Genomic DNA, 24,425 nt, shown 5'->3' with positions numbered 1-24,425 from the left:
CCTAGGAACCCTCTGAGATTTCCCAGCCAAAGTCATCCCGCGCCGCCCCACGCCGGGAATTTCCTATCCTTATAGCAGTGGCCGGCCATCGCCGGCCTCCCAATCCGGGGAGAGCAGCCATGGGCAGTGAAAACCAGAAGGTCGCCATTGTGACGGGCGCGTCGCGCGGCATCGGCGCGGCGGTGGCGGAACGGCTGGCGAAAGAGGGGTTCACGGTGGTGATCAACTACGCCAATCAGGCCCTGCCAGCGGAAGCGCTGGTGGAGAAGATCACCTTGCTGGGCGGCCGGGCGCTGGCCTACCGCGCCGATGTCAGTGACGCCAAGGCGGTGGCTGGCATGTTTGACCATGCGGAGAAGGCTTACGGCGGCATTGATGTGCTGGTGAACAACGCTGGCATCATGGCGCTGTCGCCGCTGGCGCAGGCCGAGGAGGCGGATTTCGACCGGCTGGTGGCGGTCAACCTGAAAGGGACGTTTTTGGCGCTGCGCGAGGCAGCGACGCGGCTGCGTGACGGCGGCCGCATCATCAACTTCTCCTCCAGCGTGGTGGGGCTATTGCAGCCGGGCTACGGGCTGTATGCCGCTACCAAGGCGGGCGTCGAGGCGCTGACGCCGATTCTGGCGCGTGAACTGCGCGGCCGTGGCATCACCGTCAACGCGATTGCGCCGGGGCCGACCGCCACCGACCTGTTCCTCGATGGCAAATCCGAGGAGCAGGTGGCGCGGTTGGCGAAGATGGCGCCGCTGGAGCGGCTCGGCCAGCCGGAGGACATCGCCCAGGTGGTGGCCTTTTTGGCCGGGCCACAGGGCGGCTGGATCAACGGCCAGACGCTGCGCGCCAACGGCGGCATTATCTAGGCGGCACGCACCGTCCGCCGCCAGCGCAGCAGGTCAATCGCCACAAACAGCAGCAGGCTCGCCCCCATCACCGGCAGCGCCGCGCCGAGCGCAATGGCCAGCAGCAGCACGACCAGTCGCAGCGGCAGGGTGAGGGCGGCCCAGGCGGCGCACAGCGTCTGGGCCGGGTGCTGGGCAGGCGCGGCCGGGCGGCGCAGCCACCAGAGGCGGTAACCCAACACGATCAGGGTGCACAGCCCCAGCCCGAAGGCCGCCAGCAGCAGCTGGTTGGGCAGGCCGAACAGCACGCCCATGTGGGCGTCCACCCCCCAGCGCGTCAGTTTGGCGGCCAGCGGGAAGTCCGCAAAGCGCACCTGATCCACCACCCGTCCCTGTGCCGGGTCTACCGCCACGGCATCGACCTGCGTCGGCCAGCGGCGATCGATCTCATTCACTGTCCACGCCTGTCCGTCCGCTTTCGCCGGGCGGATCTCCAGCCGCTCGGCTGCCAGCCCGGCCTGTCGCGCCGACGCCAGCACGCGGTCAAAGGTCGCGGCCGCCTGCGGGGCGGGCATCGCCATGCCAGCCATATGGCCGTGGTGTTCAGCGTGCGGATCGGGCATCGCCATGCCAGCCATGTTGCCGTGGTGCGCGGCGTGTGGATCGGGCATCGCCATGTTAGCCATGTTGCCGTGGTGCTCAGCGTGCGGATCGACCACCGCCGGGCGGCCGCCGTGCAGGTCAGTGGTGACCGCTGGCGTCATCCAGTCAAGGGCGCTGCGCATCCGGTCGATATTGCCGCCCGCCCAGTTCGACCAGGTCAGCCCGGTGACGGATAAGAACAGTAAACCCAGTGAGAGGCACCAGCCGGTGATGACATGGCGGCGGCGGGTGCGCTGGCGCTGGCGGGCGGCCTCGGTGGCGTGGCGCGTCACGCGGGGCGGGCGCTGTACCAGCCAGAGCGCGATGCCGCCCAGCGCCGCGACCCACATCCAGGAGGCGGCCAGCTCGCTGTAGATGCGGCCCGGCTCGCCCAGCAGCAGGTTGCGGTGCAGATAGTCGAGGGTGGTACGAAACGGCAGCACGCCGCTGGTGCCGTAGACCGTCAGATCGCCGCGCACGGCCAGCGTGTGCGGGTCGATGAACAGCGCGCGGCTCTCCGAGGGGCCAAGGCCGGGCGCGGCGAACATCACGCGGGTGGTCTCACCGGGCGTCGGGGCCGGGCGCACCGCCATGATGCGCGCGTCCGGGCCAGCCTCTGCCTGCGCCGTCGCCACCTGGCGTGACAGCGGCTGGAGCGGGCCAGTCGCCGGGGTAAAGAGCTGCTCGGCGTAGAGGGCGTTCTCCAGCTGCGGGGTGAGCACGTAGAGCGCGCCGGTCAGCGCCGCGACAAAGATAAAGGGGCCGACAAACAGGCCAATGGCGAAGTGCAGGCGTTTGAGCAGCGCCACCAGCGCCGCCTGTGGGGCATGGGTACGGGCAGGCGACGTGGCCTGCGGCAGTGTGTCCACCGTCATGGGGATCTCCTGATAAAGCAAAACGGACGCGGCCCCTGTCCAGATGGGCAGCGGCAACGGGCATTACGACGCGGGGCGTCAGGCGTTTATCAGCAGCGGGGGAGCACGGGCCGGCGGGCGGCGGTTGGGCGGCGCGTCCGGCAGCGGCAGGCGCAGGCAGGGCGGCGGGGTGCGCGCAGCCAGCAGGGTGAACCAGAACAGCAGCGGCAGCACCATCTCCAACAGCGGCGCATGGGCCAGCAGCACGCAGTAACCACAGGCCGGGCCGTCGGGCATCATGCCCTGTTCATGATCCATGCCGGGCATCGGCATCTCATGCATCGGCATGTCTGGCATGGTGGCCGCCATCTCCGCCATCTGCCCGGCGCGCGCCTGCGCCAGTGAGGTTGAGATCACCGGGGCAACAAACAGCATCAACAGGGCAAACAGTCCCAGCCACGCCGCCAGTCGGCGGAGGGGGGCGCGAAACATCAACAACGGCGGCTCCTTGGAAGCCAGTGCATCGGGCAACCGGCGGACGGATTGTACGTCATCCGCCCGCCGGTTGTTAAATCATTGATGATAAAAATTGATATTTGAGTGAAGGTAACGGCGGGTTTGTTAACACTCAGCCGGCCAGCGGCATCGCCAGCACATCCATCAGGCTGCGCTGGCTGGCGCTGGAGAAGGGCAGCGTCTCCACCGTCACCATCCCCTGCTTGATGTAGAAGTCGCGGCCGTGGTTGTTGTCCTGCAACACCGTCACCCACAACGTCGGTTGGTGGCGCTGCTTTGCCTCGTCAATCACCCGGTGCAGCAGGTGGCGGCCGTGGCCCTTGCCGGTCTCCTCTGGCAGGAAGTAGAGCTTCTGCAACAGCGCGCCCGGCTCGCCGTTGTCCGGGCGTGGGCGATCCCACCACACCTTGGCAAAGCCGATGGGCTGGTTCTCACGCTCGGCCAGCAGCCACAAAATGGCCGGGTCGGCCAGGCTCGCCGCCAGCGCCTCGCGACCATACTCCTCCGCCAAATACTCCTCCATCTCCTCGGCCGCCAGCCACAGGTGGGAGAAGTGGTGCAGGTAAGTGTCGCGCGCCACCTGTTGCAGGATTTCGGCGTCGGCGACGCCGGCGGTTCTGATAGTCAGCATGCTCATTCCTTCGATAATAAGAGAAACATTTCCTGTCAAAGAGATTCGGCCTACATCTATTTAACAGTACCGAAGTAAAAAGTTTAGCCGCTCATCCCCGTAACCGCTGGTTCCTTTCATGTTGCAGCCGCTCGAGGCCAAAGATCACCTGCTGCAATTCGCGCTCCTGCACCGCGCTGAGCATCGGGAAGCGGAAGCTAAAACGGGTCTGGGACTGGGTATCGCCCTTGCGATCCAGCACCTGGCTCACCATCACATCCACGAACTGGATATCAAGCGTGAAACGGCCAAAGGCGGCCAGATCCAGCTCGACGTTGCGGATCAGCGTGCGCTCCTCCAGCGTGCCGTTGAACGCCTTGTCAGCGTAGAGGCAGATGCCGCCGAGCGAGATGTCCTTCACGCGGAAGCTGAAATCGCCGTAGCCCGGCAGGGTGCCGTTGCAGCAGAAGTCGAGCGACAGCGGCGTGTTGACGCGGAAGTACTCGCGCCGCTGGATGGCGTAGAGTGAAGCGGGCAGCGGCGCGAAGAAGGCCGGCAGCCCCTGCCACGCCTGCTCAACGAGCGGTGCCGACAGGGTGAACTCAATCTTGGCGGCGGCTGGCTCCGCGACGATGGTCAGCGCCTCGGTTTCGCGCACCAGACGGTTCTCATACTCCACGCTGCTCAAATCCAGCACCCACTGGCCGCTCTCTGGCAGCACCTCCAGCACTCTGGTAATGAACTGCCCGCGCGCGTGGCTCACCATCACCGCCGTGCCTTGCGTCTTCAGGTCGCGCAGGGTGGCAATAATGGAGAGCGGATGGGTCTTCAAAAACTGTTCTTTGTCGCTCACCCTGGTTCCCTTATGTTGGCGGGCCGCCGCGCGGCCCCCGGAGTCAATCCATCACTATCGGCAGCGGGCGGGGCGGGCTTTAGCACCGGCCAAAAATTTCCCTGCCGCGCGCAGGTTGCCCGGCAGGTGCCGCAGCGGCTACCCTTAGGGCGCACATAATAAGAGGAGTCATGGATGCAACAGTGGATCATTTTAATCGCCGCCATCATCTCCGAGGTGATTGCCACCTCGGCGCTGAAGGCCAGCGAAGGCTTTACCCGGCTGTGGCCCACGCTGCTGATGACCGTGGGCTATGGCATCGCGTTCTATCTGCTGTCATTGACCCTGCGCACCATTCCGGTGGGCGTCGCCTATGCCATCTGGTCGGGGATGGGGGTGGTGCTGATCACGTTGGTGGGCTGGGTGCTGTTCGGCCAGCGGTTGGACATGCCCGCGCTGATCGGCATGGCGCTGATCGTGATTGGCGTGGTGGTGATGAACCTCTTCTCCCACAGCGTCGGCCACTGAGGCGGCTGCGTGCCTGACTTTGTGAGGCACCTCCCACCCTGAATGTCAGGGTGCTCTATGCTGGAAACAAATGCAGGATCAATCGGTTGACCACAAGGGCAAAAAGGGAGAGGGCAATGGAGCGAAAGGCAACATGGATCGCGTGCGCCGCGCTGCTGCTGGCGGCGCAGGGCGCGGTGGCGGCGGAGCAGGGCGCGCCGCAGGGCTACCAGTTGGAGAAAGTGGTGGTGCTGAGCCGTCATGGCATCCGCGCGCCGCTGGTGAACTACGGCGATGCGCTGGCAAGCGCCACCCCGCACCAGTGGCCGACGTGGCAGACCGCTGGCGGGCTATTGACGCCAAAGGGCGGGCAGGTGGAGGAGCAGATGGGGCGCTACTTCCGTAGCTGGCTCGGCGAGGCGGGTCTGCTGGCGGCACAGGGTTGCCCGGCGGAGAAGCAGGTCTTCACCTACGCCAACAGCTTGCCGCGCACCATCGACACCGCGCGCCACTTTTTGGCCGGTGCCTTCCCCGGTTGCGCCCTCAGCGTTACCCATCAGGCGCTGGTGGGCACCATGGATCCGACCTTCAACCCCATTATCACCGCCGAGGTGACGGAGACCTTCCGCCAGCAAGCACTGCGCGCCATTGACCAGCACGTGGGCGAGGGTGGTCTCAGCGGCCTGAACCGGCGGCTGGCCCCCCACTATGCCGAGCTGGAGCAGGTGCTGGACTACCGCAACAGCCGCGCCTGCCTTGAAGACAAACAGTGCGCGCTGGCGGATCAACCCAACCGCGTGCAGTTGACGCAGGGCAAGGAGCCAGCCATCAGCGGGCCGCTGCGCACCGCCACCGGCGCGGTGGACGCTTTTATGTTGCAGTACTACGAGGGCTACCCGCTGACCGACGTCGCTTGGGGCAAGGTGACGACGCCAGCCCAGTGGCAGCGGTTGCAGGCGATCAAGAACCTCTACCACGAGACGCTGTTTGGCTCGCCCGTGATCGCCAGCAATGCCGCCGCGCCGCTGCTCAGCTTCATCAGCCAGGCGATTGAGGGCGAAAATGGCAAAAGCGCCAACCAGCAGGCGGCGCAGCAGGCCAGATTGGCGGTGCTGGTGGGGCATGACTCCAACATTGCCTCGCTGCTGGCGGCATTGCGCACGGCGGAGTACAGCCTGCCGGGGCAGTATGAGCGCACGCCCATCAGCGGGGCGGTGGTGTTTGAGCGCTGGCATGACGGCAACGGCAACCGCGACCTGCTGAAAATTGAGTATGTCTACCCGACGGCGGATCAGATCCGCAATAGCAACGCCCAGACGCCGCAGCGTGTCACCTTGCGGCTGGCAGGCTGCCCGGTGGATGCGCAGGGCTTCTGCCCGCTGGCGAATTTCCGCCAACTGGCCGGGCAACAGAGCGCCGTGCCCGCCAACTGACGCTGACCCCGCGCCGCTGGCGCGGGCCAACTGATAAGGAGCGCCATGAGCCAGATCCTCTCCTTTCCGCGCCGTGCCGCGCCGCATTTGGCCGCTGGCCAGCAGGTGGTGCTGTTTGACGGCGAATGCCCGCTCTGCCACCGGCTGGTGCGGGTGCTGCTCCATGCCGATCGCCAGCGCACCCTGCACCTTGCCACCGTCCAGTCGGACGCCGGGCAAGACCTGTTGCGCTGGGCCGGGCTGCCAACCGATAACTTCAACACCATTGCCTGGATCCACGGCACCGATCTACAGGTGCGCTCGGACGCCTTTTTCGCCATTCTGGCGCAACTCGGCTGGCCGTGGCGGGCGCTGGGGGCCTTGCGGCTCTGCCCGCGTGGGCTGCGGGATGCGGTCTACAATGGCGTGGCGAAAAACCGTTATCGCTGGTTTGGCAAGCTGCCAGCAGGATCGGCACTGCCGGGGGAGGGGGAGCCGGGGCGCTACCTGCCCGAGGGCCGGCGCGCCGCCAGTTGAGTTGTAAATTTTTACATTTTAATAACATCGGCCGGCCGAAACCGGTCTATGCTTAAAACGTTGAAAGAAAACCCCAAGCACTTCTATGATGAATCCAGTTTTGTTGCGCCCGCTACCCTGCGGGCCTTTTTTTGCCCGGATTCAGCCCTTCGCCACCGGCTGGCTGCCGTTCAGGTCACCCCACTCCGTCCATGCGCCGTCATAGAGTTTCGCCTCCACGCCGAGCGTCTCCAGCGCGAACACCAGCGCGGCGGCCGTGACGCCAGAGCCACAGCTCGCGACGATCGGCTGCTCAAGATCCACGCCCTGATCAACAAACGTCTGCTTCAGCGCCTCCGGCGATTTCAGCTTGCCGTCGGCGGAGATCAGCGTAAAGGGCACGTTCAGGCTGTTCGGGATATGGCCACTGTGCAGGCCAGCGCGCGGCTCCGGCACCTCGCCACGGAAGCGGCCAGCGGCGCGGGCATCAATGATCTGTGCCGTGCCCTGCTCGCTGATGGCCTGTACCTGCGCCAGCGACACCACCTGCTGGCGGTCAAAGCGGGCGCGGAAGGTCTGCGGCGCGCGGCTCACCTCACCCTGCTCCAGCGGGCGGCCCTCGGCGCGCCAGGCGTTGATGCCGCCATCCAGCACCCGCACGTCGGTCGCGCCATAGTGGCGCAGCATCCACCAGATGCGCGGCGCGGAGAAGAGATCGCCCTCGTCATAGGCGATGATGGTCATGTCATTGCGCAGGCCGAGTTTGCCCACCTCGCGCGCGAACCAGGCGTCCTCCGCCAGCATGTGCGGCAGCGGCGTGTTCTGGTCAGAGAGCTTGTCGATGTCGAAATAGACCGCGCCGGGGATGTGGGCGTCGCGGTACTCCTCCTCCAGCGGGCGCGGCGGCGTGGTGCCGGGCTTGGCCTTGCGGCAGTCGAGAACGATCAGGTTGTCCTTGGTCAGGTGCTTTTCCAGCCAGTGTGGCGAAACGAGTTGGGAAGTCATGGTGTGGCATTCCTTGGTGTCATTAACAGGGCGGCATCTGGGGGGCTGATGTCGCCGGGGATCAGGGAGTAAACCCAGGCATGGCAGGGCTTGCCATGAAAATAGAGCCGGTTGCGGTGCAGCCCCTCGGCGGTGGCGCCCACCTTCTCCGCCACCCGGCAGCTACGCAGGTTGCCCTCCATCGCCACAATCTCCAGCCGCGTCAGCGCCAGCCGCTCGAAGGCGAAGGCACTGATGGCGCGCACCGCCAGCGGGGCCAGTCCGCGGCCCGCCAGATCGCTGCGGATCCAGTAGCCGACGTTGGCCATCCGGTATTCGTAACTGATGCGGTTGAGAGAGATGGCACCCGCCACCTCGCCGCTGGCGCGCTCAAACAGGTTGAAGTTGTATTCGCTGCCGCGTGAGCGCTTCTGCGCTGAGTCGCGCAAAAAGCGCAGGCTCTCCGCCACCGTGTAGGCGCTGGTGCACCAGCTCTCCCAACGGCCAATCTCCACCAGTGAGCGACGTACCGCGCTGCACAACTGGGGCGCATCCTCCTCCTCGGGAACACGGATCTCAATGTCACTGTCACGGTAGAGCAGGTGTGGGATCATGGCGTCTCCTTAGCCAGGGGGAGCATCAGCCAGGCTGGGCCTGGCACTCAATGGTTTCAGCCGGTGCGCCCGGCAGCAGCATCACCAGCTTCAGCGCCGGGCTGCCAGCGGGGAAGAAGGTCTGCTGGTGGTAGCCCAGTTCACCGTGCTGCGGGTGGTGGAAGCGGCGCAGGCCGCCCTCGCGCGCCAGCACCGCCTGCTCATGCCAGCCACGGTAGAAGGTGTCGCTGGCGGCGCACAGCCGCTGCACCTGCTGGCGCACCGGCTCGGAGTGGGGCAGCAGCCGGGTGTCGGCGCGGAACTCCGCCACCACCCGGCGCGCGCGCTCCGGCCAGTCAACCACCAGCTCACGCGCCGCCGGGTGCAGGAACATGAAGTTTAGCAGGTTGGGCGCCGGTTCCACGCCAAGGAACGCGCTGAACAGCGCGCCAGCCGGGGCATTCCACGCCAGCACGTTCCAGGTGCTGTCGAGCAGATAGCCGGGGCAGGTGAGCTGTTGCACGCTCTCCAGCAGCGCCGGGCTGGGGCGCGTGTCAGAGTGTGCTCCCTCCGGGTCGCTGGCCTGCGCCAGTGAGAAGAGGTACTCCCGCTCGGCCGCGCCGAGTTGCAGCGCCTTCGCCAGCCGTGCCAGCGCCAGCGGCGAGGCGGTGACGTCGCGCCCCTGCTCGATCCAGGTGTACCAAGTGGTGCTGATGTTGCTGAGCTGGGCCAGCTCCTCGCGCCGCAACCCACGGGTACGGCGGCGCGGCGCGGTGGGCAGCCCGGCCTGCGCCGGGGTGAGGCGCTCACGGCAGGCGCGCAGGAAGGCGCCGAGCGCCTGAGGGCCATTTAACGCATCATGCTGCATCGGTGCTCTCCATGTAAAAAACGGCCGGGTGTTACTGTTTATACCAGCATAACTGCTCATATTGTACCCGTATCACGCGCTGCTATAGTGGCCCCACGGCAGCCGGTGACAGCCCGGCACCGCCCTTTATCCCATTACGGCAATCAGGAGGCAACATGGCAACCCCATCCACCCACGCAGATCACGTTACCCAGCAGTTCGGCGATCAGGCCGCCGCCTACCTCAGCAGCGCGGTGCACGCGCAGGGCAAGGATCTGCGGCGGCTGGCCGAGTTACTGGCGGACGCCCCACAGGCGCGGCTGCTGGACATTGGCTGTGGCGCGGGCCACGCCAGCTTTGTGGCGGCGGGCGCGGTGGCGGAGGTGACGGCCTACGATCTCTCGGAGCAAATGCTGGCGGTAGTGGAGCAGGCGGCGCGCGACCGGCAGCTGGGCAATATCCGGGTGGCGCAGGGGGCGGCGGAGTCCTTGCCCTTTGCCGACGGGGCGTTTGACGTGGTGATCAGCCGCTACTCGGCCCACCACTGGCATGACGTCGGGCAGGCGCTGCGCGAAGTGCGCCGGGTGCTGAAGCCGGGCGGCCGGGCGATCTTTATGGATATGGCCTCGCCGGGGCAGCCGGTGCTGGACATCCATTTGCAGACCATCGAAGTGCTGCGCGACACCTCCCACGTGCGCAACTATGCGCCCGGCGAGTGGCTGGCGATGTTCAACGCCGCGGGCCTGACGGTGGAGCGGGTGGCGCGTGACCGGCTGGCGCTGGAGTTCAGTAGCTGGATTGCGCGGATGCGCACGCCTGAGCACTTCGTTACCGCCATCCGTGCGCTGCAACAGGGGGCGTCGGCGGAGGTGGCGGCCTATTTCGCCATCCAGCCGGACGGCAGTTTCAGCAGCGACACCCTGATGATTGAGGCACATCGCCCGGCATAAAAAAGGGCCGGCATCAGGCCGGCCCCGTGGGGAAGGGGAGGCAGGCTTACGCCTGTTTCTCCTCTTTCTTGCCGAACAGCTTCTGCCCGAGGCTCACCACGCCCAGCACCAGCGCGCCAGCCACCAAGCCCACCACCAGATCGGTCGCGCCGGTGATCAGGCTGCTGATCCAGCCCTGATGGCCGTGGTTCAGCACATCCACCAGACTGTGCATGAACGGCAGGCCGTGGCTCAGGATGCTGCCACCCACTAAAAACATGGCGATGGTGCCGACAAACGCCAGGGTTTTCATCAGCAGCGGCGCGGCGCTGATAATCAGCCCACCCAGCCCGCGCAGCGCCCGGCGGAACAGCCCTTCGCCTTCCAGCTTGCCAAGCCAGACGCCGACGTCATCCATCCGCACGATGCCAGCGACCAGCCCATAGACGCCGAGCGTCATGACAACCGCGATCAGCACCATCACCATCAGCTGGTCAATCAGCGGCACGTGCGCCACGGTGTTCAAGGAGATCACAATGATTTCGGCCGACAGGATAAAGTCAGTGCGCACCGCGCCCTTGACCTTCTTCTTCTCCAGCGCCAGCAGCTCCTCCTGCGTTTTCGGCACCTTGGTGGCCGCGACCGGCTTCTCGGCGTGATCTTTGCCGTGGAATAGCTTCTCGGCGATCTTCTCAAACCCCTCGTAGCAGAGGTAGGCACCGCCCACCATCAGCATCGGGGTGATCGCCCAAGGGATAAAGGCACTGATCAGCAGCGCCAGCGGCACCAGGATGGCTTTGTTCAGCAGCGAGCCTTTCGCCACTGCCCACACCACCGGCAGCTCGCGGTCAGCCTTCACGCCGCTGACCTGTTGGGCGTTCAGCGCCAGGTCATCGCCCAGCACGCTGGCGGTTTTGCGCGCCGCCACCTTACTCATCGCGGCGACGTCGTCCAAAATGGTGGCAATGTCATCAATCAAGGCCAGTAGGCTGGTACCTGCCATTCTCGTTTCCTTTCAGTTAAGTGTTGCAATGGGCCGGGATAGTAGCAACAACCGCCAATACGATAAACTCTCCCGCATCCCTCTCATCTTCGCCCTCTGTCGGGTCGTCCCCCTTAAAGATAGGTGCTGGGTGGGCATTCGCCTACCGGCACGGCCAGATTCAGAGGATTACACCCGATAACGTGAATGCTCAGGCAAGCGGCCACATTAACCGGCTTTTTATATATGGATATTTTCGGGCAATACGCTAGCGACAAAATAATCGGTGGACGCGGCGGCAACTCCAGCAATTTCATTGACTATTTCCAGTGGCGTTGGCACTTCTTCAATTTTCCTCCTTATTTCCTACATGATAATTAAATTTCTTTACAACCTGACGCCTCCACTTTTTGTGAATTGGCGCATAATTACATCTCCGGAAATAATCCGAGCTGTTATGAGGAATGTGTCATGAAACTTTTACCTATCATTACTGCCGCACTGTTGACGACCGCCTCCTTCGCCACCCTGGCGGCCAGTGAAATCAGCGCCAGCGAAGCCAACCGTAGCAACCTGCAAAGCATGGGCACCATCCAGGTCAGCAACATCACTGGCTCGCCGGATGACGCGCTCAGTGCGCTGCAACAGAAGGCGATGGAAGAGGGCGCCAGCCACTACCGGGTGATCGGCATCGATACCCCGAGTGACTCCAGCCAGCAGCGCGCCAACGCGGAGATCTACCGCTAAGTGACCCATCAGGCAACCGCCACCTGACGAAACAGGAATCCTGGCTTATTTAAGCCACCCCTGCCTGTTGGCCGCCAGTGGTTAATTTTCCCCTGATGGTGGCAGTAAACGTGTTTATATATGTTATCAATGAAATAATGCCATGAGCATGATTCAATAATGCCATTAATAATAAGCGGCACGGCAACGTGTGGCTGAGGGTAAATAAAAAAGAGGGATATTTCACGCCATAGAAATTGCGGGCGGTTATCCCATGTTTTTATTGCTCCCTTCGCCCGCTGCCGTGTCCGTTTCTCCTTTTTCCTGCCGTTTCTTTCCTTCCCGGCTGGCATCAGCCATTGCGTCTGTATCATGAACAGGTATGATCCCGCATCATTAAACCACGCGTGGGCCGCGATCCGGCGCGCAGCAGGAAGGACAGCAATGATACAACCGCTCTTTATGGTCGGCGCCCGTGGCGCAGGCAAAACCACGGTCGGCAAGGCGCTGGCGCGTGCGCTGGATTATCGCTTCACCGACACCGACCTCTATATGCAGCAGCACACCGGCCTGAGCGTGGCGGACGTGGTGGCGCGCGAGGGGTGGATTGGCTTTCGCCAGCGTGAAACTCAGGCGCTACAGGCAGTCAGCGCGCCGCAGACCGTGATTGCCACCGGCGGCGGTGCCATTCTGGCGCCAGAGAACCGGGCCTTTATGCGCGCTACCGGGCTGGTTATCTACCTGCGCGCGCCGGCTGGCACGCTGGCGCACCGGCTGGAGGAGTACCCGCAGGACGCCCAGCGCCCGACGCTGACCGGCAAGCCGATTGCCGAGGAGATGGTGGAGGTGCTGGCCGCGCGCGAGGCGCTCTATCAGGAGGCGGCGCACTATGTGCTCGACGCCACCGCCAGCCCGGATGAGATTGTGGCTGACATCCTGCGCCGGGTGCAGGGCGAGCTGGTGCGCTAGGCTTTCTTCCATTTTTCAGAGGTTTCTGTGATCGCCCGCGACCGCCAACTGGCCGTGGGGCGTCTATACTGAGTATTCAGGCCCTCAATAAAAAAGGAGTGTACTATGCCAGGCAGACCCCCCTATCCGCGCGAGGCGCGCGTCGTGCCCGTAGAAAAGGGCGATCCCGGCCAAACCGTGACCTGGTATCAGTTGCGTGCCGATCACCCGACCCCGGACACCCTGATCAGCGAGCATGAGACCGAGGAGGAAGCCCTCGACTCCAAGCGCCGCTACGAAGATGAAGACATGGTGTGACGCCCTCCCGAGGCCGGCCTGACAGCCGGCCTTTTCTTTGCCGCCGGCAAATGCGCGCCGGATCGCGCCCCCCGATAATAATCAGTGACAGCCGGGGCAAACTCACCCTACTATGGCCGTTCCATGTCTTCTGTCACAGGGCGAAACGATGCTGAAAGTAAACGAGTATTTTGCAGGGAAAGTGAAGTCGATCGGGTATGAGAGCGGGACAATCGGGAACGCCAGCGTGGGCGTGATGGAAGTGGGGGAGTACACCTTCACCACCAACCTGCCGGAAGAGATGACCGTCATCACCGGCGCCCTGAAGGCGCTGATCCCCGGCTCGCCGGACTGGCAGACGTTCCTGCCGGGCGAAACCTTCTACGTACCGGGCCACAGCGAGTTTAACCTCCAGGTTGCCGACACCACCTCTTACCTCTGCAAGTACCTCAGCAAGTAAGCGGCAAACAAAAAACCCCCTGCACCGGCAGGGGGTTTTTGCATTCAGGCGGGGGCGCTTAGCGCTGTGCCTCGCCGCCCAGCGCCTCAATCACATTGGCGATCAGGGCCGTCAGCTCGCTGGTCATCAGGATGAAGTCGGCGTCAAAGCGCGCCGCCGGGTCATCGCGGTCGATGTCATCATTCTGCTCGCGCAGCTCATCCGAGAACTTCAGGCGTTTCAGGCTGCCATCTTCGGCCAGCAGCAGTTGGACGCGATCCTGCCAGTCCAGCGCCAGCTTGGTGACCAGCTTGCCCGCCTCAATGTGGGTGGCGATCTCGTCGCTGACCAGATCCTGCTTCTTGCAGCGCACCACGCCGCCATCATCCAGCAGCGCCTTCAGCTCCGCCTCATCCATCAGGGTGAAGCCCGCTGGCAGTTCGCCCGCGCGTACCCACTCGGTGAGGGTCTGCTCAATCGGCTTCTCCAGCGTCAGCGGCACCACCGGCAGCGAACCCAGGCTCTTGCGCAGCAGCGCCAGCGTGTCCTCGGCCTTTTTGGCGCTGGCGCAATCGACCATGATCAGGCCGTTAACGGTGTCGATCCACAGGAAGGTCTGGCTGAAACGGCTGAAGGCGCGCGGCAGCAGGGTGTGCAGCACCTCATCCTTCAACGCGTCCTTTTCGGTCTTCTTCAGCTTGCGCGCCTGCTCGCCCTCAAGCTGGCGCACCTTGGCTTCCAGCGCCTGTTTCACCACCGGCGAAGGCAAAATCTTCTCCTCCTTGCGCGCGCAGATCACAATCTGGCCGTTGGCGGTGTGGGTGAGGGCGTCACTCTGGGAACCCATCGGCGAGACCCAGCCGGTCTTTGCCATATCCTGGCTGCCGCACGGCGTAAAGGTAAACGCGCTGAGCTGTTTTTCCATCTCTTCCGCAGACAGTGACACTTCACGGCTCAAACGGTAAACCATCAAATTCTTAAACCACAACATCGTTTTATCCCTGTCCGGGCGCGCCAAGGCGCGCGGTTAATCACAAGCAGGGCGGCATGATAACCAATTGGGCGGCGGCCGTCGTTAAGAAAAATCCCGCGCCTGACGCGCCCAGGCTCGGTGCAGCGCGGCGGCCAGCTGGCGCTGGGTGTAGGGCTTGCGCAGCCGCTCGCAAGCTGGCAACGGCTCCTCGCTGGCCTGCCGCCGATCCTGCCCGCTCACCAACAGCGTGGCGAGGGCGGGGTAGCGCGCCTGCGCCTGCCGCACCACCTCCGCGCCGCTCTCGCCCGGCAGCATCAGGTCGCTGATCAGCAGCCCGATGTCCGGCGTCTGCGCCAACAATGCCAGCGCCTGCGCGCCGGTGGCGCACTCCAGCGTCAAATAGCCGAGGCGGTGCAGCTGCTCGCACAGCGTCTGGCGCACATCCTCCTCATCCTCCAGCACCAGCACCAGCCGATCGCTGGGCGGCGGCTCCTCACATGGCACCGGCGTCGGCACTGCCGGGGCGGCGGAGGGCGCGCGCGGCAGTTGCAGCTGCACCCGCGTCCCTTCGCCCGGCTGGCTCTCAATCTCCACCCGCCCGCCGGACTGGCGGATAAAGCCATACACCATCGACAGCCCCAGCCCGCTGCCCTGACCGACCGCCTTGGTAGTGAAGAACGGTTCGAACACCTGTGCCTTCACCTCGTCGGACATGCCACAGCCGCGATCCTCCACCTCCAGCACCACCATCTCCTGCTGGCGGCCGCCGCTGCGCGTCACCCGCCGGTTGGCGATGCGCAGCCAGATGTCGCCAGCGCGGCCAGCCATCGCGTCGCGGGCGTTCATTACCAGATTCAGCAACGCATTCTCCAGCTGGTTGGCGTCAATCCACGCTGGCCACGCGTCGGGCTGCGCCTCCACACGCAGCGCCAGCGGCGGCGGCAGGGCGTGCTGCAACAGTTCACGCAGGTTCTCCACCAGTGCCGCCAGCGACACCGCCTGCGGTTGCAGCGACTGCTTGCGCGAAAAGGCCAGCAGCCGCTGGGTCAGTTGCGCGCCGCGCTCCGCCGCCTTCAGCGAACGCCCGATGCGTGCGGCGGTCTGCGCCTCCAGCGGCTGCTGCTGCGCCAGCTCCAGACTGCCAATGATCACCGCCAGCAGGTTGTTGAAGTCATGGGCCAGCCCGCCGGTCAGCTGGCCGACCGCCTTCATCTTCTGGCTGTGCGCCAGCGCCTGCTCCAGCGCCCGCCGCTCGGTGCGCTCCAGCACCACGTTGACCATGCCACCATCCGGCAGCGGGCTGAAGCGCAACTCGATCACCCGGCCATCATGCAGCCGCACCTCCTGTGGCGCGGGTAGCTGGCGCGCCAGATCGGCCAGCGCCTGCTCCCAGCCGCGCTCACCCAGCCAGGGCTGGCGCGGTGGGTCAACGCGCCGCAACAGATCGCGGTGGTGCTGGCCACGGTGCAGCAGGCGCGCCTCCAGCCCGAGCAGCAGCGGGTATTGTGGGTTCCAGGCCACCAGCTCGCCGCGGTGGTCAAACAGCGCGAAGCCGTCACGCATCGCCTGAAAGGTGGTCTCCAGCTGGGTGCTCTTCTCCTTTAACAGGCGCGAGGCTTGCTCCAGCGAGGCGGTATTGCGGGCGAAGACGTTGAAGGCGCGCGCCAGATCGCCCAGCTCGTCGCGCCGTTGCAGCGCTGGCACGCTGACGTCGCGCTCGCCCTTGGAGAGCCGGGTCATGGCGTGGGCAATCGCCGTCAGGTTGGAGCCAAGGTTGCGGTAGATATAGAAGCCAGCGAACCCGGTGATCACCAGCGCCAGCAGCGCGAACAGGCCGATAAACAGGATGCCGGAGCTAAGCTCGCGGTGGGTCTGCTGGGTGCGCTGCGCCGATGCCTGCGCCACCTGCTCCACGTAGCGGTTGATGTCCTCATTCAGCGCCGCCACCAGCGCCTTGATGCGGTAGGTGTAGTAAGCGATCGCCAGATCGCTCTCCGCCAGCCCGGCGGCCAGCGGCGTCAGACCGGCGGCGGTTTGCTGGAACTGCGCCATCTTCTCCGCCAGCAACGGGTTGGCGGGGGAGGGCGGCCAGCGCACCATTACCCGGTCGATCTGCTCGGTCACCGCCTGCGGCGAGGGGATCTGGATGGCAATGGTCAGCAGCCGGTTCAGCTCAATCGCCAGATCCGCTGGCAGCGGCGAGGGGGGCTGGCGGTCGGCGATGGCGATGATGTGGTGTAGCGCCGACTGATCCTGATAGAGCGCGCTCAGCAACTGGTTGCGCTGCACATGGCGCTGGTGGCCGAGCCGCAGCAGTTGGCTGACGCTCTGCTCCAGCCGGGTGGCGCGGCCGGTGATGCGCGCCGCCAGCGCCGGATCACGCGCGGCGGGCGGCGAGTGCGCCAGAGTACGCAGCGAGGACTGCAACGCCAGCTGGGTCTGTTGCAGGCGTGCCGACTCGCTCTGGTACTCCAGCGCGCCCACCACCTGTGACAGGCGCACGGCGGCGGTCGCCACGTTGGCGGTGTCACGCGCCAGCGCCATGCTGCCGGTCATCTCGCTCAGCGTCTGCGCCTGTGCCTGCTCATGCAGGCGGCCAGCGTGGTGGAAGCCCCACACCGCCACGGCGCTGGCGGCCAGCGTCACCGCCGCCACCAGCAAATTGAACATCAGCAGGCGGCCACGCGCGCCGGCCAGCAGTCGGGAGGGCACCATGCGCCATCGGCTCCAGGTCAGGGAAAGGAGGCGTTGATGATAAGAGCGGCGCGCCGCCGGATTATGACAAAGATGAATGGCGGCTGACATGCGGCATTTATCTGGCGGCGGTGAAGTGGTGACCTTCCCCCCGACAGGAGAGGCCGATGAGCGCCACCCCGATTCTGGAAATGAGGCACATCTCGCGGCGTTTTGGCCAGTTCTACGCGCTCAAGGATGTCAGCCTGACGGTCTACCCCGGCGAGGTACATGCGCTGATGGGCGAAAACGGCGCGGGCAAGAGCACGCTGATGAAGATTCTGGCCGGTGCCTACACCGCCAGCGGCGGCGACATCCTGATTGATGGGCAGCCGCACCCGATCCGTGGGCCGAAAGATGCGCTGGCCGCGGGCATCACCCTGATCTATCAGGAGATCAATCTGGCGCCCAACCTGACGGTGGCGGAGAACATCTTCCTCGGCAGCGAGATCCAGCGCGGCGGGCTGGTGCGGCGCGGCCTGATGGCGCAGGAGGCGCAGAAGGTGATTGACCGCCTCGGCGCACAGTTCCGCGCCACCGATCTGGTGATGCGGCTGAGCATCGCCGAACAGCAGCAGGTGGAGATTGCGCGCGCGCTGCACCGCAATAGCCGCATTCTGGTGATGGACGAGCCGACCGCCGCGCTCTCCAGCCGCGAGACCGAGCACCTGTTTGGCCTGATCAAGCGGCTGCGCGGCGAGGGGATGGCGATCATCTACATCAGCCACCGCATGGCGGAGATTTATGAGCTGTCCGACCGCGTCAGCGTGCTGCGCGACGGCGAGTATGTCGGCAGCCTGACGCGCGATAACCTCAACGCCGCCGAGCTGGTGCGGATGATGGTCGGCCGCCCGCTGAGCGACCTGTTCAATCAGGAGGGACACAGCCGACAGCCCGGCGCGGTGCGGCTGGCGGTGGAGGGGCTGACCGACGGCGGCAAGGTGCAGCCGTGCAGCCTGACGGTGCGCGCCGGGGAGATTGTTGGGCTGGCCGGGCTGGTGGGCGCCGGGCGCTCTGAGCTGGCCGGGCTGATTTTCGGCGTGCAGCGCGCCCGCGGCGGACAGATCCGCATCGACGGGCAGACGGTGACGGTTCGCTCGCCGCGCGAGGCGATCGCCCACGGCATCGGCTTCCTGACCGAAAACCGCAAGGAGCAGGGGCTGTTTCTGGAGCTGGCGGCGCAGGAGAATATCGTGATGGCGACGCTGGAGCGCGACGCCCACTACGGCCTGCTGGATCGCGGCAAGGGGCGCACCATCGCCCGCGACGCAATTCAGGCGCTCAATATCCGCGTGCCGCACGCGCAGGTGCGCGCTGGCGGGCTGTCGGGCGGCAACCAACAGAAATTGCTGGTCTCGCGCTGGGTGGCGATTGGCCCGCGCATCCTGCTGCTGGATGAGCCGACGCGCGGCGTGGATGTCGGTGCCAAGAGCGAAATCTACCGCATGATGAACCAGATGGCGCAACAGGGCGTCGCCATCCTGATGATCTCCAGCGAACTGCCGGAGGTGGTCGGCATGAGCGACCGGGTCTACGTGATGCGCGAGGGCACTCTGGTCGGCGAGCTGGCGCGGGGCCAGATCTCGCAAGAGAGCATCATGGCGCTGGCGACGGGCGCGCCCCCATCCCCTGACACTTCCCTTTAAGGAGCCGAGATGATGAGCAAAACTGACGCCGCCGGCAAGGCGCCCACCCTGAAGCGGGCGCTGATTGGCGACCTGATGCAGACAGTCGGCATCCTGCCCATTCTGATCCTGATCGTGGCGGTATTTGGCTTTATCGCCCCCAACTTCTTCACCGACGCCAACCTACTGAACATCACCCGGCAGGCGTCGATCAACATCGTGCTGGCGGCGGGGATGACCTTTATCATCCTGACCGGCGGCATTGACCTGTCGGTCGGCTCGATGCTGGGCGCGACGGCGGTGGTGGCGATGGTCGCCTCGCTCGATCCGGCGCTGGCGGGCCTCTCCATTCCGGCGGCGCTGCTGGCCGGGCTGCTGATGGGGCTGTTCAACGGCGCGCTGGTGGCGTGGGCCGGGCTGCCGCCGTTTATCGTCACCCTCGGCACCTATACCGCCCTGCGCGGCGCGGCCTACCTGCTGGCCGATGGCACCACGGTGATCAACTCTGACATCAACTTCGAGTGGATCGGCAACGGCTATCTGGGGCCGATCCCATGGCTTATCATCATCGCCTTCGCGGTGATCGCCCTCTGCTGGTTCATCCTGCGCCGCACCACGCTGGGCGTCCATATCTACGCCGTCGGCGGCAACATGCAGGCGGCGCGGCTGACCGGCATCAAGGTGAGCGCGGTGCTGCTGTTCGTCTACGCCATGAGCGGGCTGCTCTCTGGGCTGGGTGGGCTGATGAGCGCCTCGCGCCTCTACAGCGCCAACGGCAACCTCGGCGTGGGCTATGAGCTGGACGCCATCGCCGCGGTGATCCTCGGCGGCACCAGCTTTGTCGGCGGCATCGGCACCATCACCGGCACGCTGGTCGGCGCGCTGATCATCGCCACCCTCAACAACGGCATGACGCTGATGGGCGTCTCCTACTTCTGGCAACTGGTGATTAAAGGCGCGGTGATCATCATCGCCGTGCTGATCGACAAGTACCGTACTCGCCACCACCAGGCGGCATAACACCCTCACCTAATAATAAGGAAGCCCTATGAAACTTCGCTTCAACCCCCTGATGGGCGCGCTGCTGGCTGCGGGCGTGCTGCTGGCCGCCCCCCTGGCGCAGGCCAAAGAGCTGAAATCCATTGGTGTGACGGTCGGTGACCTCGCCAACCCCTTCTTTGTGCAGATCACCAAGGGCGTCGAGAAAAAGGCGCGCGAGCTGGCGGGGGACAATGTCAACGTCACGCTGGTCTCCAGCGGCTATGACCTCGGCCAGCAGGTCGGCCAGATCGATAACTTCATTGCCGCGAAAGTGGACATGATCGTGCTTAACGCCGCCGACTCCAAGGGCATCGGCCCGGCGGTGAAACGGGCGAAAGAGGCTGGCATCGTGGTGGTGGCAGTGGACGTGGCGGCGGTGGGCGCGGATGCCACCATCACCTCCGACAACACCCAGGCCGGGCAGATCGCCTGCAAATATATCGCCGATCGGCTGAAGGCCAAGGGCAACGTGGTGATCATCAACGGCCCGCCGGTCTCCGCCGTGCAGAACCGCGTCGAGGGCTGCATGACCGAGCTGAAGCAGCACCCGGAGATCAAGTTGCTCTCCTACAACCAGAACGCCAAGGGCAGCCGCGAGGGCGGGCTGGAGGTGATGACCTCGCTGCTCTCCGCCAACCCACACATCGACGGCGTGTTCGCCATCAACGATCCGACGGCGATCGGCGCGGATCTGGCGGCGAAACAGGCACAACGCAGCGAGTTCTTCATTGTCGGCGTGGATGGATCGCCGGATGGCGAAGAGGCGCTGAAGCGCAAGAACTCGCTGTTTGTCGCCACCCCGGCGCAAGACCCGCAGGTGATGGCCGCCCGCGCGGTGGAGATTGGCTATGACCTGCTGCAAGGCAAGCCCGCGCCTGACGCGCCGGTGCTGATCCCGGTGACGATGATCGATCGTGACAACATCGGCAGTTATAAGGGCTGGACCGTGAAATGATGGGAGGCTGGCGCGCTTGCGCCAGCCCGTTCACCGTAGGAGGACGCCTATGTCCACCCCACATGAAGCGAGCGGCCTCACCCGCTCGCAGGTCAACCAGATTTTGCAGGAGACGCGACACTTCTTCGCCCTGCACGATCTGCACCTGCCGCCGTTTGCCGACTTCAGCCCGGAGGCGTGGGCGCGCCAGCCCGCCGAGGCGTGGCAGGAGGTGTTCGATCTGGCGCTCGGCTGGGACGTCACCACCTTTGGCAGCCACGACTTCCGGCTGCGCGGCCTGACGCTGTTCACCCTGCGCAACGGCTCGCCGCAGGGCCACCCCTACCCGAAGAGCTACGCCGAGAAGGTGATGCACTGTCGGGAGCGGCAAGTGACACCGATGCACCTCCACTGGCGCAAGCGGGAGGACATTATCAACCGTGGCGGCGGCAACCTGATTTTGGAGCTGTACAACGCCGACGGTGGCCCCGGCCACGACCAGCCGCCCGGTCTGGCGAATACGCCGGTGGCGGTGGTCACCGATGGCTACCGCCAGACGCTGCCGCCCGGCAGCCGCCTGCGGCTGGCCCCCGGCGAGAGCGTGACCCTGACGCCGGGGCTGTACCACAGCTTCTGGGCGGAGGAGGGGTATGGCGACGTACTGGCGGGCGAGGTCTCCACGCCCAATGATGACCGGCAGGACAACTGCTTCCTGTCGCCGGTGTCGCGCTACACCGCACTGATCGAGGATGAGGCACCGCACTGGCTGCTGTGCCATGAGTACCGGCAGCACCTGCCGGGCTAGCTCAGGCGATGTGGCGCGGGGCAGCGACTGGCTCCGGGCGCTGCACGTCAGCGGCGAACACATAGCCCAAACCGCGGATCGTGCGGATCAACACCGGCTGGTGAGGATTCGTCTCGATCTTGCGGCGCAGGCGCATGATCAACACGTCAATGGTGCGATCGAACACATCCAGCGTCTCACTGTGGGTCAGCTCCAGCAACTGGTCGCGCGTCAGCACCCGGCGCGCATGGCTGACCAGCGCCCGCAGCAGCGTATATTCGCCCTGCGTCAGGTTTACCTCCTCCTGGCGCGGGTTGTGCAACATGCAGCGCCCCTCATCCAACTGCCAGCCGCAGAAGCCCCAGACGCGGCCGGTGGCGGCCGGGGGCGCCAGCGCGCCACTACGGCGCAGCACCGCCTTGGCGCGTGCCACCACCACGCGGGCATTGAAGGGCTTGGCGATGTAATCATCCGCGCCCATCTCCAGCCCGACCACGATGTCAGACTCCGCGCCAAGGCCGGTCAGCATCATCACCGGCAGGGTGGGGCGCAGGCGGCGCAACTGCTGCAACACCAGCAGGCCGTTGGTGTCTGGCAGGATCAGGTCGAGCAGCACCAGCGCAATATCCTGCTGTTGCGCCAGACAGTGCAGCGCCTCATCGCCCCGGTGGCAACAGTAGACGGTAAAGACATGTTCACTCAGCACATCACGCAGCAGATCGCAGATGGCTGGATCGTCATCCACCACCAAAATGGCAGGCTTCATCGTAGGATCCTCGCTGGCTGGCGACGCCGACAACTTCATGGCCGCAGCGGGCCTGAAACAGCGCAGTTTGTGTTAAGGAAAGGTTAAAATGATTGTACCTGATGGGTTCTGGCTGTCGGCATTGGGGCAGTGGAACTGTGAGCAAACTCTCTCGCCCGCCGGCATTTCCACCCGGCTTGCCAGTGCGGGAAAATGACCGCCGTCGCGGCGCGCGTGCTGGAATGCCGCCATAATCAGACAGGTCAGGCTTGCCGTCGAGGCGGCCCGACCGTCACACTAGCCAGATAATTCAGTAAGGGAGAGAGCAACGTGCGCATTGGGATTGATTTGGGCGGCACCAAAATAGAAGCGGTGGCGTTGGCCAGCGACGGGCAGGAGAGGTTCCGCAAGCGGGTCGATACGCCGCAGCATGATTATGACAAGACGCTGGCCGCGATCGTCGGGCTGGTCACCGACGCGGAGCGGGCCACTGGCGAGCGCGGCACGGTAGGGATGGGCATTCCCGGCACCCTGTCGCCCTACACCGGGCTGGTGAAGAACGCCAACTCCGTCTGGCTGAATGGCCAGCCGCTGGACAGCGATCTCTCCCGCCTGCTGCAACGCGAGGTGCGCATCGCCAATGACGCCAACTGCCTGGCGGTCTCTGAGGCCACCGACGGCGCGGCCGCCGGCAAGCAGACGGTGTTTGCGGTGATCATCGGCACCGGCTGCGGCGCGGGCATCGCCCTCAACGGCCAGGTTCACGCGGGCGGCAACGGCATCGGCGGCGAGTGGGGCCACAACCCGCTGCCGTGGCAGGATGACGACGAGCTGCGCTACGCCCGCGAAGTGGCCTGCTACTGCGGCAAGCCGGGCTGCATCGAAACCTTTATCTCTGGCACCGGCTTCGCGCAGGACTACCAGCGCCTGAGTGGGCAGCCGCGCAAGGGCGCAGAGATCATGGCGCTGGCCGGGCAGGGCGATCCGGTGGCGGAGCTGGCGATCAGCCGTTATGAGCTGCGGCTGGCGAAGTCGCTGGCGCACGTCATCAACCTGCTCGACCCGGATGTGGTGGTGCTGGGCGGCGGCATGAGCAATGTCGACCGGCTCTACCGCACCGTGCCGCTGCTGATCAAACCGTGGGTCTTTGGCGGCGAGTGCGAGACGCCGGTGTTGAAGGCGCAACATGGCGACTCCAGCGGCGTGCGCGGCGCAGCCTGGCTCTGGCCGCCAGCCTGATGCGGCGGATTTTGCCCCGATGCTAACCATTAGCTTGATTTGGCTGGTTTTTTCTCGGATCTGGCCAGCCGCCTAATCCGGTTGGCTTTTTCCCAGTTCTGGCCAGCGGGCTGTTGCCCCGGCACGGGGCGTCACTTTTTTCAGGAGAGGCCGATGGAGAATCAGGCACTGTCAGTCACCGTCATACTGCGTTTTTCAGGTGCGGTGCCGCCGCCGTTTGCCGGTAACCCACTGTTTGCCGAGTATCAGGGGACGGCAGAGGCGGCCTGGCCCGATCCCGGCACACCCGGCAGTGCCAAGCTGCGTGCGATCCTCGCCGAGGCGCAGCGCAACAGCGGCGGGCTGGCGAAAGTGCATAGCCTGACCGCCTCGCTGGAGACGCCCGCCGAGGGCGAGGCGCTGGCGACCCTGTTGGGGCTGGCCGACCAGAGGGAGGCCCAACCGTGGCGGGACGCGGATACGCTGCTGGTGGCCGGGCTGGCACTTAGCCCCACGCTGATGCAGGTGGAGGTGCAGAGCGCGCGCCTGCTGCCCTCCGGCGTGGTGGCGCGCACCACCCAGCAGGCTGAGCGCCGCCTCTATGTGATGAACAGCAACGGCCTCTGCTTCGTGGTGGATGCGGAGATCGTGCTGTCACCGGAGAAGCTGGCGAATGCCCGCTTCTTTGCCTCCGAGGAGGCACTCGATGCCGCTGGCATCAGCCTGTGGGGCGAGAACGGCAGCCAGATGTGGCGTTGCCGGGTCAGCAACATTGATGGCCGCGCCTGCGCCCTGACTGAGTATGGTAATGTCATCGATTTAGGGGAGGAGCCGGAGATTGCCCTGAGCAATTTCTCCCACTGATCGCCCGACCGCAGGCCATCGCCTGCGGTCGGGTT

At 65.2% G+C, this 24,425-nt stretch carries 27 protein-coding genes; 15 read left to right on the top strand and 12 right to left on the bottom strand.

The features are described 5' to 3' along the window. Positions 1 to 119: 119 nt before the first annotated feature. Complete coding sequence (locus C1N62_RS13230; RefSeq protein WP_137764074.1) at positions 120 to 860, top strand: SDR family oxidoreductase; 741 nt, start codon at positions 120 to 122, stop codon at positions 858 to 860. On the opposite strand, the gene C1N62_RS13225 is transcribed toward C1N62_RS13230, so the two are convergent. The 4 genes from C1N62_RS13225 to C1N62_RS13210 all read right to left on the bottom strand — a co-directional run bounded on the left by C1N62_RS13225 (position 857) and on the right by C1N62_RS13210 (position 4,314). Then, positions 857 to 2,356, bottom strand: a complete 1,500-nt coding sequence (locus C1N62_RS13225) for a PepSY domain-containing protein (RefSeq protein ID WP_137764073.1) — start codon at positions 2,354 to 2,356, stop codon at positions 857 to 859. The genes C1N62_RS13230 and C1N62_RS13225 overlap by 4 nt on opposite strands. A gap of 78 nt (positions 2,357 to 2,434) precedes the next feature. Then, positions 2,435 to 2,827 (bottom strand): DUF2946 domain-containing protein, encoded by a 393-nt coding sequence (locus C1N62_RS13220; RefSeq protein WP_137764072.1) that lies wholly within the window; start codon positions 2,825 to 2,827, stop codon positions 2,435 to 2,437. Between the two features lie 136 nt (positions 2,828 to 2,963). Beyond that, positions 2,964 to 3,482, bottom strand: coding sequence for a GNAT family N-acetyltransferase (locus C1N62_RS13215; RefSeq protein ID WP_168195861.1), 519 nt, complete (start codon positions 3,480 to 3,482; stop codon positions 2,964 to 2,966). Between the two features lie 91 nt (positions 3,483 to 3,573). Beyond that, a complete protein-coding gene (locus C1N62_RS13210) occupies positions 3,574 to 4,314 on the bottom strand; it encodes a flagellar brake protein (RefSeq protein ID WP_240775700.1) in 741 nt (246 codons plus the stop codon). A 174-nt stretch (positions 4,315 to 4,488) separates the two neighbouring features. On the opposite strand from C1N62_RS13210, the gene C1N62_RS13205 reads away from it, so the two are divergent. The 3 genes from C1N62_RS13205 to C1N62_RS13195 all read left to right on the top strand — a co-directional run bounded on the left by C1N62_RS13205 (position 4,489) and on the right by C1N62_RS13195 (position 6,749). Then, complete coding sequence (locus C1N62_RS13205) at positions 4,489 to 4,821, top strand: multidrug efflux SMR transporter (protein WP_137764070.1); 333 nt, start codon at positions 4,489 to 4,491, stop codon at positions 4,819 to 4,821. Between the two features lie 116 nt (positions 4,822 to 4,937). Further along, positions 4,938 to 6,233 carry a bifunctional glucose-1-phosphatase/inositol phosphatase gene (agp, locus tag C1N62_RS13200; protein WP_137764069.1) on the top strand — a complete coding sequence of 432 codons (1,296 nt, stop codon included), beginning with the start codon at positions 4,938 to 4,940 and terminating at the stop codon, positions 6,231 to 6,233. 45 nt (positions 6,234 to 6,278) lie between these two features. Beyond that, entirely contained in the window at positions 6,279 to 6,749 is a 471-nt protein-coding gene (locus C1N62_RS13195; protein ID WP_137764068.1) for a thiol-disulfide oxidoreductase DCC family protein, read from the top strand. Between the two features lie 141 nt (positions 6,750 to 6,890). Here the strand turns inward: C1N62_RS13195 and sseA are convergent, their stop codons facing one another. The 3 genes from sseA to C1N62_RS13180 are packed head-to-tail and all read right to left on the bottom strand — an operon-like array spanning position 6,891 to position 9,173. Further along, positions 6,891 to 7,733: a 3-mercaptopyruvate sulfurtransferase gene (gene sseA / locus C1N62_RS13190; protein WP_137764067.1), complete on the bottom strand. Its 843-nt coding sequence runs from the start codon at positions 7,731 to 7,733 to the stop codon at positions 6,891 to 6,893. Then, entirely contained in the window at positions 7,730 to 8,326 is a 597-nt protein-coding gene (locus tag C1N62_RS13185; protein ID WP_137764066.1) for a GNAT family N-acetyltransferase, read from the bottom strand. Before C1N62_RS13185 ends, sseA begins: the two co-directional genes overlap by 4 nt. 25 nt (positions 8,327 to 8,351) lie before the next feature. After that, entirely contained in the window at positions 8,352 to 9,173 is an 822-nt protein-coding gene (locus tag C1N62_RS13180; RefSeq protein WP_137764065.1) for a helix-turn-helix transcriptional regulator, read from the bottom strand. Positions 9,174 to 9,328: 155 nt separating this feature from the next. Between C1N62_RS13180 and C1N62_RS13175 the strand changes: the two genes are divergently transcribed. Beyond that, complete coding sequence (locus C1N62_RS13175; protein ID WP_137764064.1) at positions 9,329 to 10,102, top strand: class I SAM-dependent methyltransferase; 774 nt, start codon at positions 9,329 to 9,331, stop codon at positions 10,100 to 10,102. 46 nt (positions 10,103 to 10,148) lie between these two features. Here the strand turns inward: C1N62_RS13175 and C1N62_RS13170 are convergent, their stop codons facing one another. Beyond that, positions 10,149 to 11,084 carry a DUF808 domain-containing protein gene (locus tag C1N62_RS13170; RefSeq protein WP_137764063.1) on the bottom strand — a complete coding sequence of 312 codons (936 nt, stop codon included), beginning with the start codon at positions 11,082 to 11,084 and terminating at the stop codon, positions 10,149 to 10,151. Positions 11,085 to 11,534: 450 nt separating this feature from the next. Between C1N62_RS13170 and C1N62_RS13165 the strand changes: the two genes are divergently transcribed. Further along, complete coding sequence (locus C1N62_RS13165; RefSeq protein ID WP_137764062.1) at positions 11,535 to 11,810, top strand: YdgH/BhsA/McbA-like domain containing protein; 276 nt, start codon at positions 11,535 to 11,537, stop codon at positions 11,808 to 11,810. 8 nt (positions 11,811 to 11,818) lie between these two features. Here C1N62_RS13165 and C1N62_RS13160 read toward each other — a convergent pair whose 3' ends face one another. After that, positions 11,819 to 12,163: a hypothetical protein gene (locus tag C1N62_RS13160; protein WP_137764061.1), complete on the bottom strand. Its 345-nt coding sequence runs from the start codon at positions 12,161 to 12,163 to the stop codon at positions 11,819 to 11,821. A gap of 70 nt (positions 12,164 to 12,233) precedes the next feature. On the opposite strand from C1N62_RS13160, the gene aroL reads away from it, so the two are divergent. From aroL to ppnP, 3 genes are all read left to right on the top strand, one after another. After that, positions 12,234 to 12,758, top strand: a complete 525-nt coding sequence (gene aroL, locus C1N62_RS13155) for a shikimate kinase AroL (protein WP_137764060.1) — start codon at positions 12,234 to 12,236, stop codon at positions 12,756 to 12,758. 105 nt (positions 12,759 to 12,863) lie between these two features. Next, positions 12,864 to 13,055 carry a YaiA family protein gene (locus tag C1N62_RS13150; RefSeq protein WP_137764059.1) on the top strand — a complete coding sequence of 64 codons (192 nt, stop codon included), beginning with the start codon at positions 12,864 to 12,866 and terminating at the stop codon, positions 13,053 to 13,055. Between the two features lie 148 nt (positions 13,056 to 13,203). Further along, positions 13,204 to 13,494 carry a pyrimidine/purine nucleoside phosphorylase gene (ppnP, locus tag C1N62_RS13145; RefSeq protein ID WP_137764058.1) on the top strand — a complete coding sequence of 97 codons (291 nt, stop codon included), beginning with the start codon at positions 13,204 to 13,206 and terminating at the stop codon, positions 13,492 to 13,494. Between the two features lie 58 nt (positions 13,495 to 13,552). On the opposite strand, the gene rdgC is transcribed toward ppnP, so the two are convergent. Together rdgC and C1N62_RS13135 are read right to left on the bottom strand one after the other, a co-directional pair. Continuing rightward, positions 13,553 to 14,464, bottom strand: a complete 912-nt coding sequence (gene rdgC / locus C1N62_RS13140; protein ID WP_137764057.1) for a recombination-associated protein RdgC — start codon at positions 14,462 to 14,464, stop codon at positions 13,553 to 13,555. Between the two features lie 84 nt (positions 14,465 to 14,548). Further along, a complete protein-coding gene (locus C1N62_RS13135) occupies positions 14,549 to 17,161 on the bottom strand; it encodes an ATP-binding protein (RefSeq protein WP_137764056.1) in 2,613 nt (870 codons plus the stop codon). Between the two features lie 146 nt (positions 17,162 to 17,307). Between C1N62_RS13135 and C1N62_RS13130 the strand changes: the two genes are divergently transcribed. The 4 genes from C1N62_RS13130 to C1N62_RS13115 are packed head-to-tail and all read left to right on the top strand — an operon-like array spanning position 17,308 to position 21,584. Beyond that, complete coding sequence (locus C1N62_RS13130; protein WP_137764055.1) at positions 17,308 to 18,825, top strand: sugar ABC transporter ATP-binding protein; 1,518 nt, start codon at positions 17,308 to 17,310, stop codon at positions 18,823 to 18,825. Between the two features lie 9 nt (positions 18,826 to 18,834). Beyond that, positions 18,835 to 19,824 (top strand): ribose ABC transporter permease, encoded by a 990-nt coding sequence (locus C1N62_RS13125; RefSeq protein ID WP_370465569.1) that lies wholly within the window; start codon positions 18,835 to 18,837, stop codon positions 19,822 to 19,824. Positions 19,825 to 19,852: 28 nt separating this feature from the next. Continuing rightward, a complete protein-coding gene (locus C1N62_RS13120; protein WP_137764054.1) occupies positions 19,853 to 20,800 on the top strand; it encodes an ABC transporter substrate-binding protein in 948 nt (315 codons plus the stop codon). A gap of 49 nt (positions 20,801 to 20,849) precedes the next feature. Then, complete coding sequence (locus C1N62_RS13115) at positions 20,850 to 21,584, top strand: D-lyxose/D-mannose family sugar isomerase (RefSeq protein ID WP_137764053.1); 735 nt, start codon at positions 20,850 to 20,852, stop codon at positions 21,582 to 21,584. A 1-nt stretch (position 21,585) separates the two neighbouring features. Here C1N62_RS13115 and C1N62_RS13110 read toward each other — a convergent pair whose 3' ends face one another. Continuing rightward, on the bottom strand, positions 21,586 to 22,329 hold the full coding sequence (locus C1N62_RS13110) for a response regulator (protein WP_137764052.1): 744 nt from the start codon (positions 22,327 to 22,329) through the stop codon (positions 21,586 to 21,588). Positions 22,330 to 22,638: 309 nt separating this feature from the next. Here C1N62_RS13110 and mak point away from each other — a divergent pair, with 309 nt between their 5' ends. After that, positions 22,639 to 23,547 (top strand): fructokinase, encoded by a 909-nt coding sequence (gene mak / locus C1N62_RS13105; protein WP_137764051.1) that lies wholly within the window; start codon positions 22,639 to 22,641, stop codon positions 23,545 to 23,547. A 153-nt stretch (positions 23,548 to 23,700) separates the two neighbouring features. Continuing rightward, a complete protein-coding gene (locus tag C1N62_RS13100; RefSeq protein ID WP_137764050.1) occupies positions 23,701 to 24,390 on the top strand; it encodes a hypothetical protein in 690 nt (229 codons plus the stop codon). Positions 24,391 to 24,425 lie beyond the last annotated feature (35 nt).

Source organism: Nissabacter sp. SGAir0207 (assembly GCF_005491205.1).
In the GTDB taxonomy this organism is placed as follows: domain Bacteria; phylum Pseudomonadota; class Gammaproteobacteria; order Enterobacterales; family Enterobacteriaceae; genus Chimaeribacter.
Note: the sequence above shows the minus strand (reverse complement) of the source record. Positions and strands in the feature narration are given on the sequence as shown.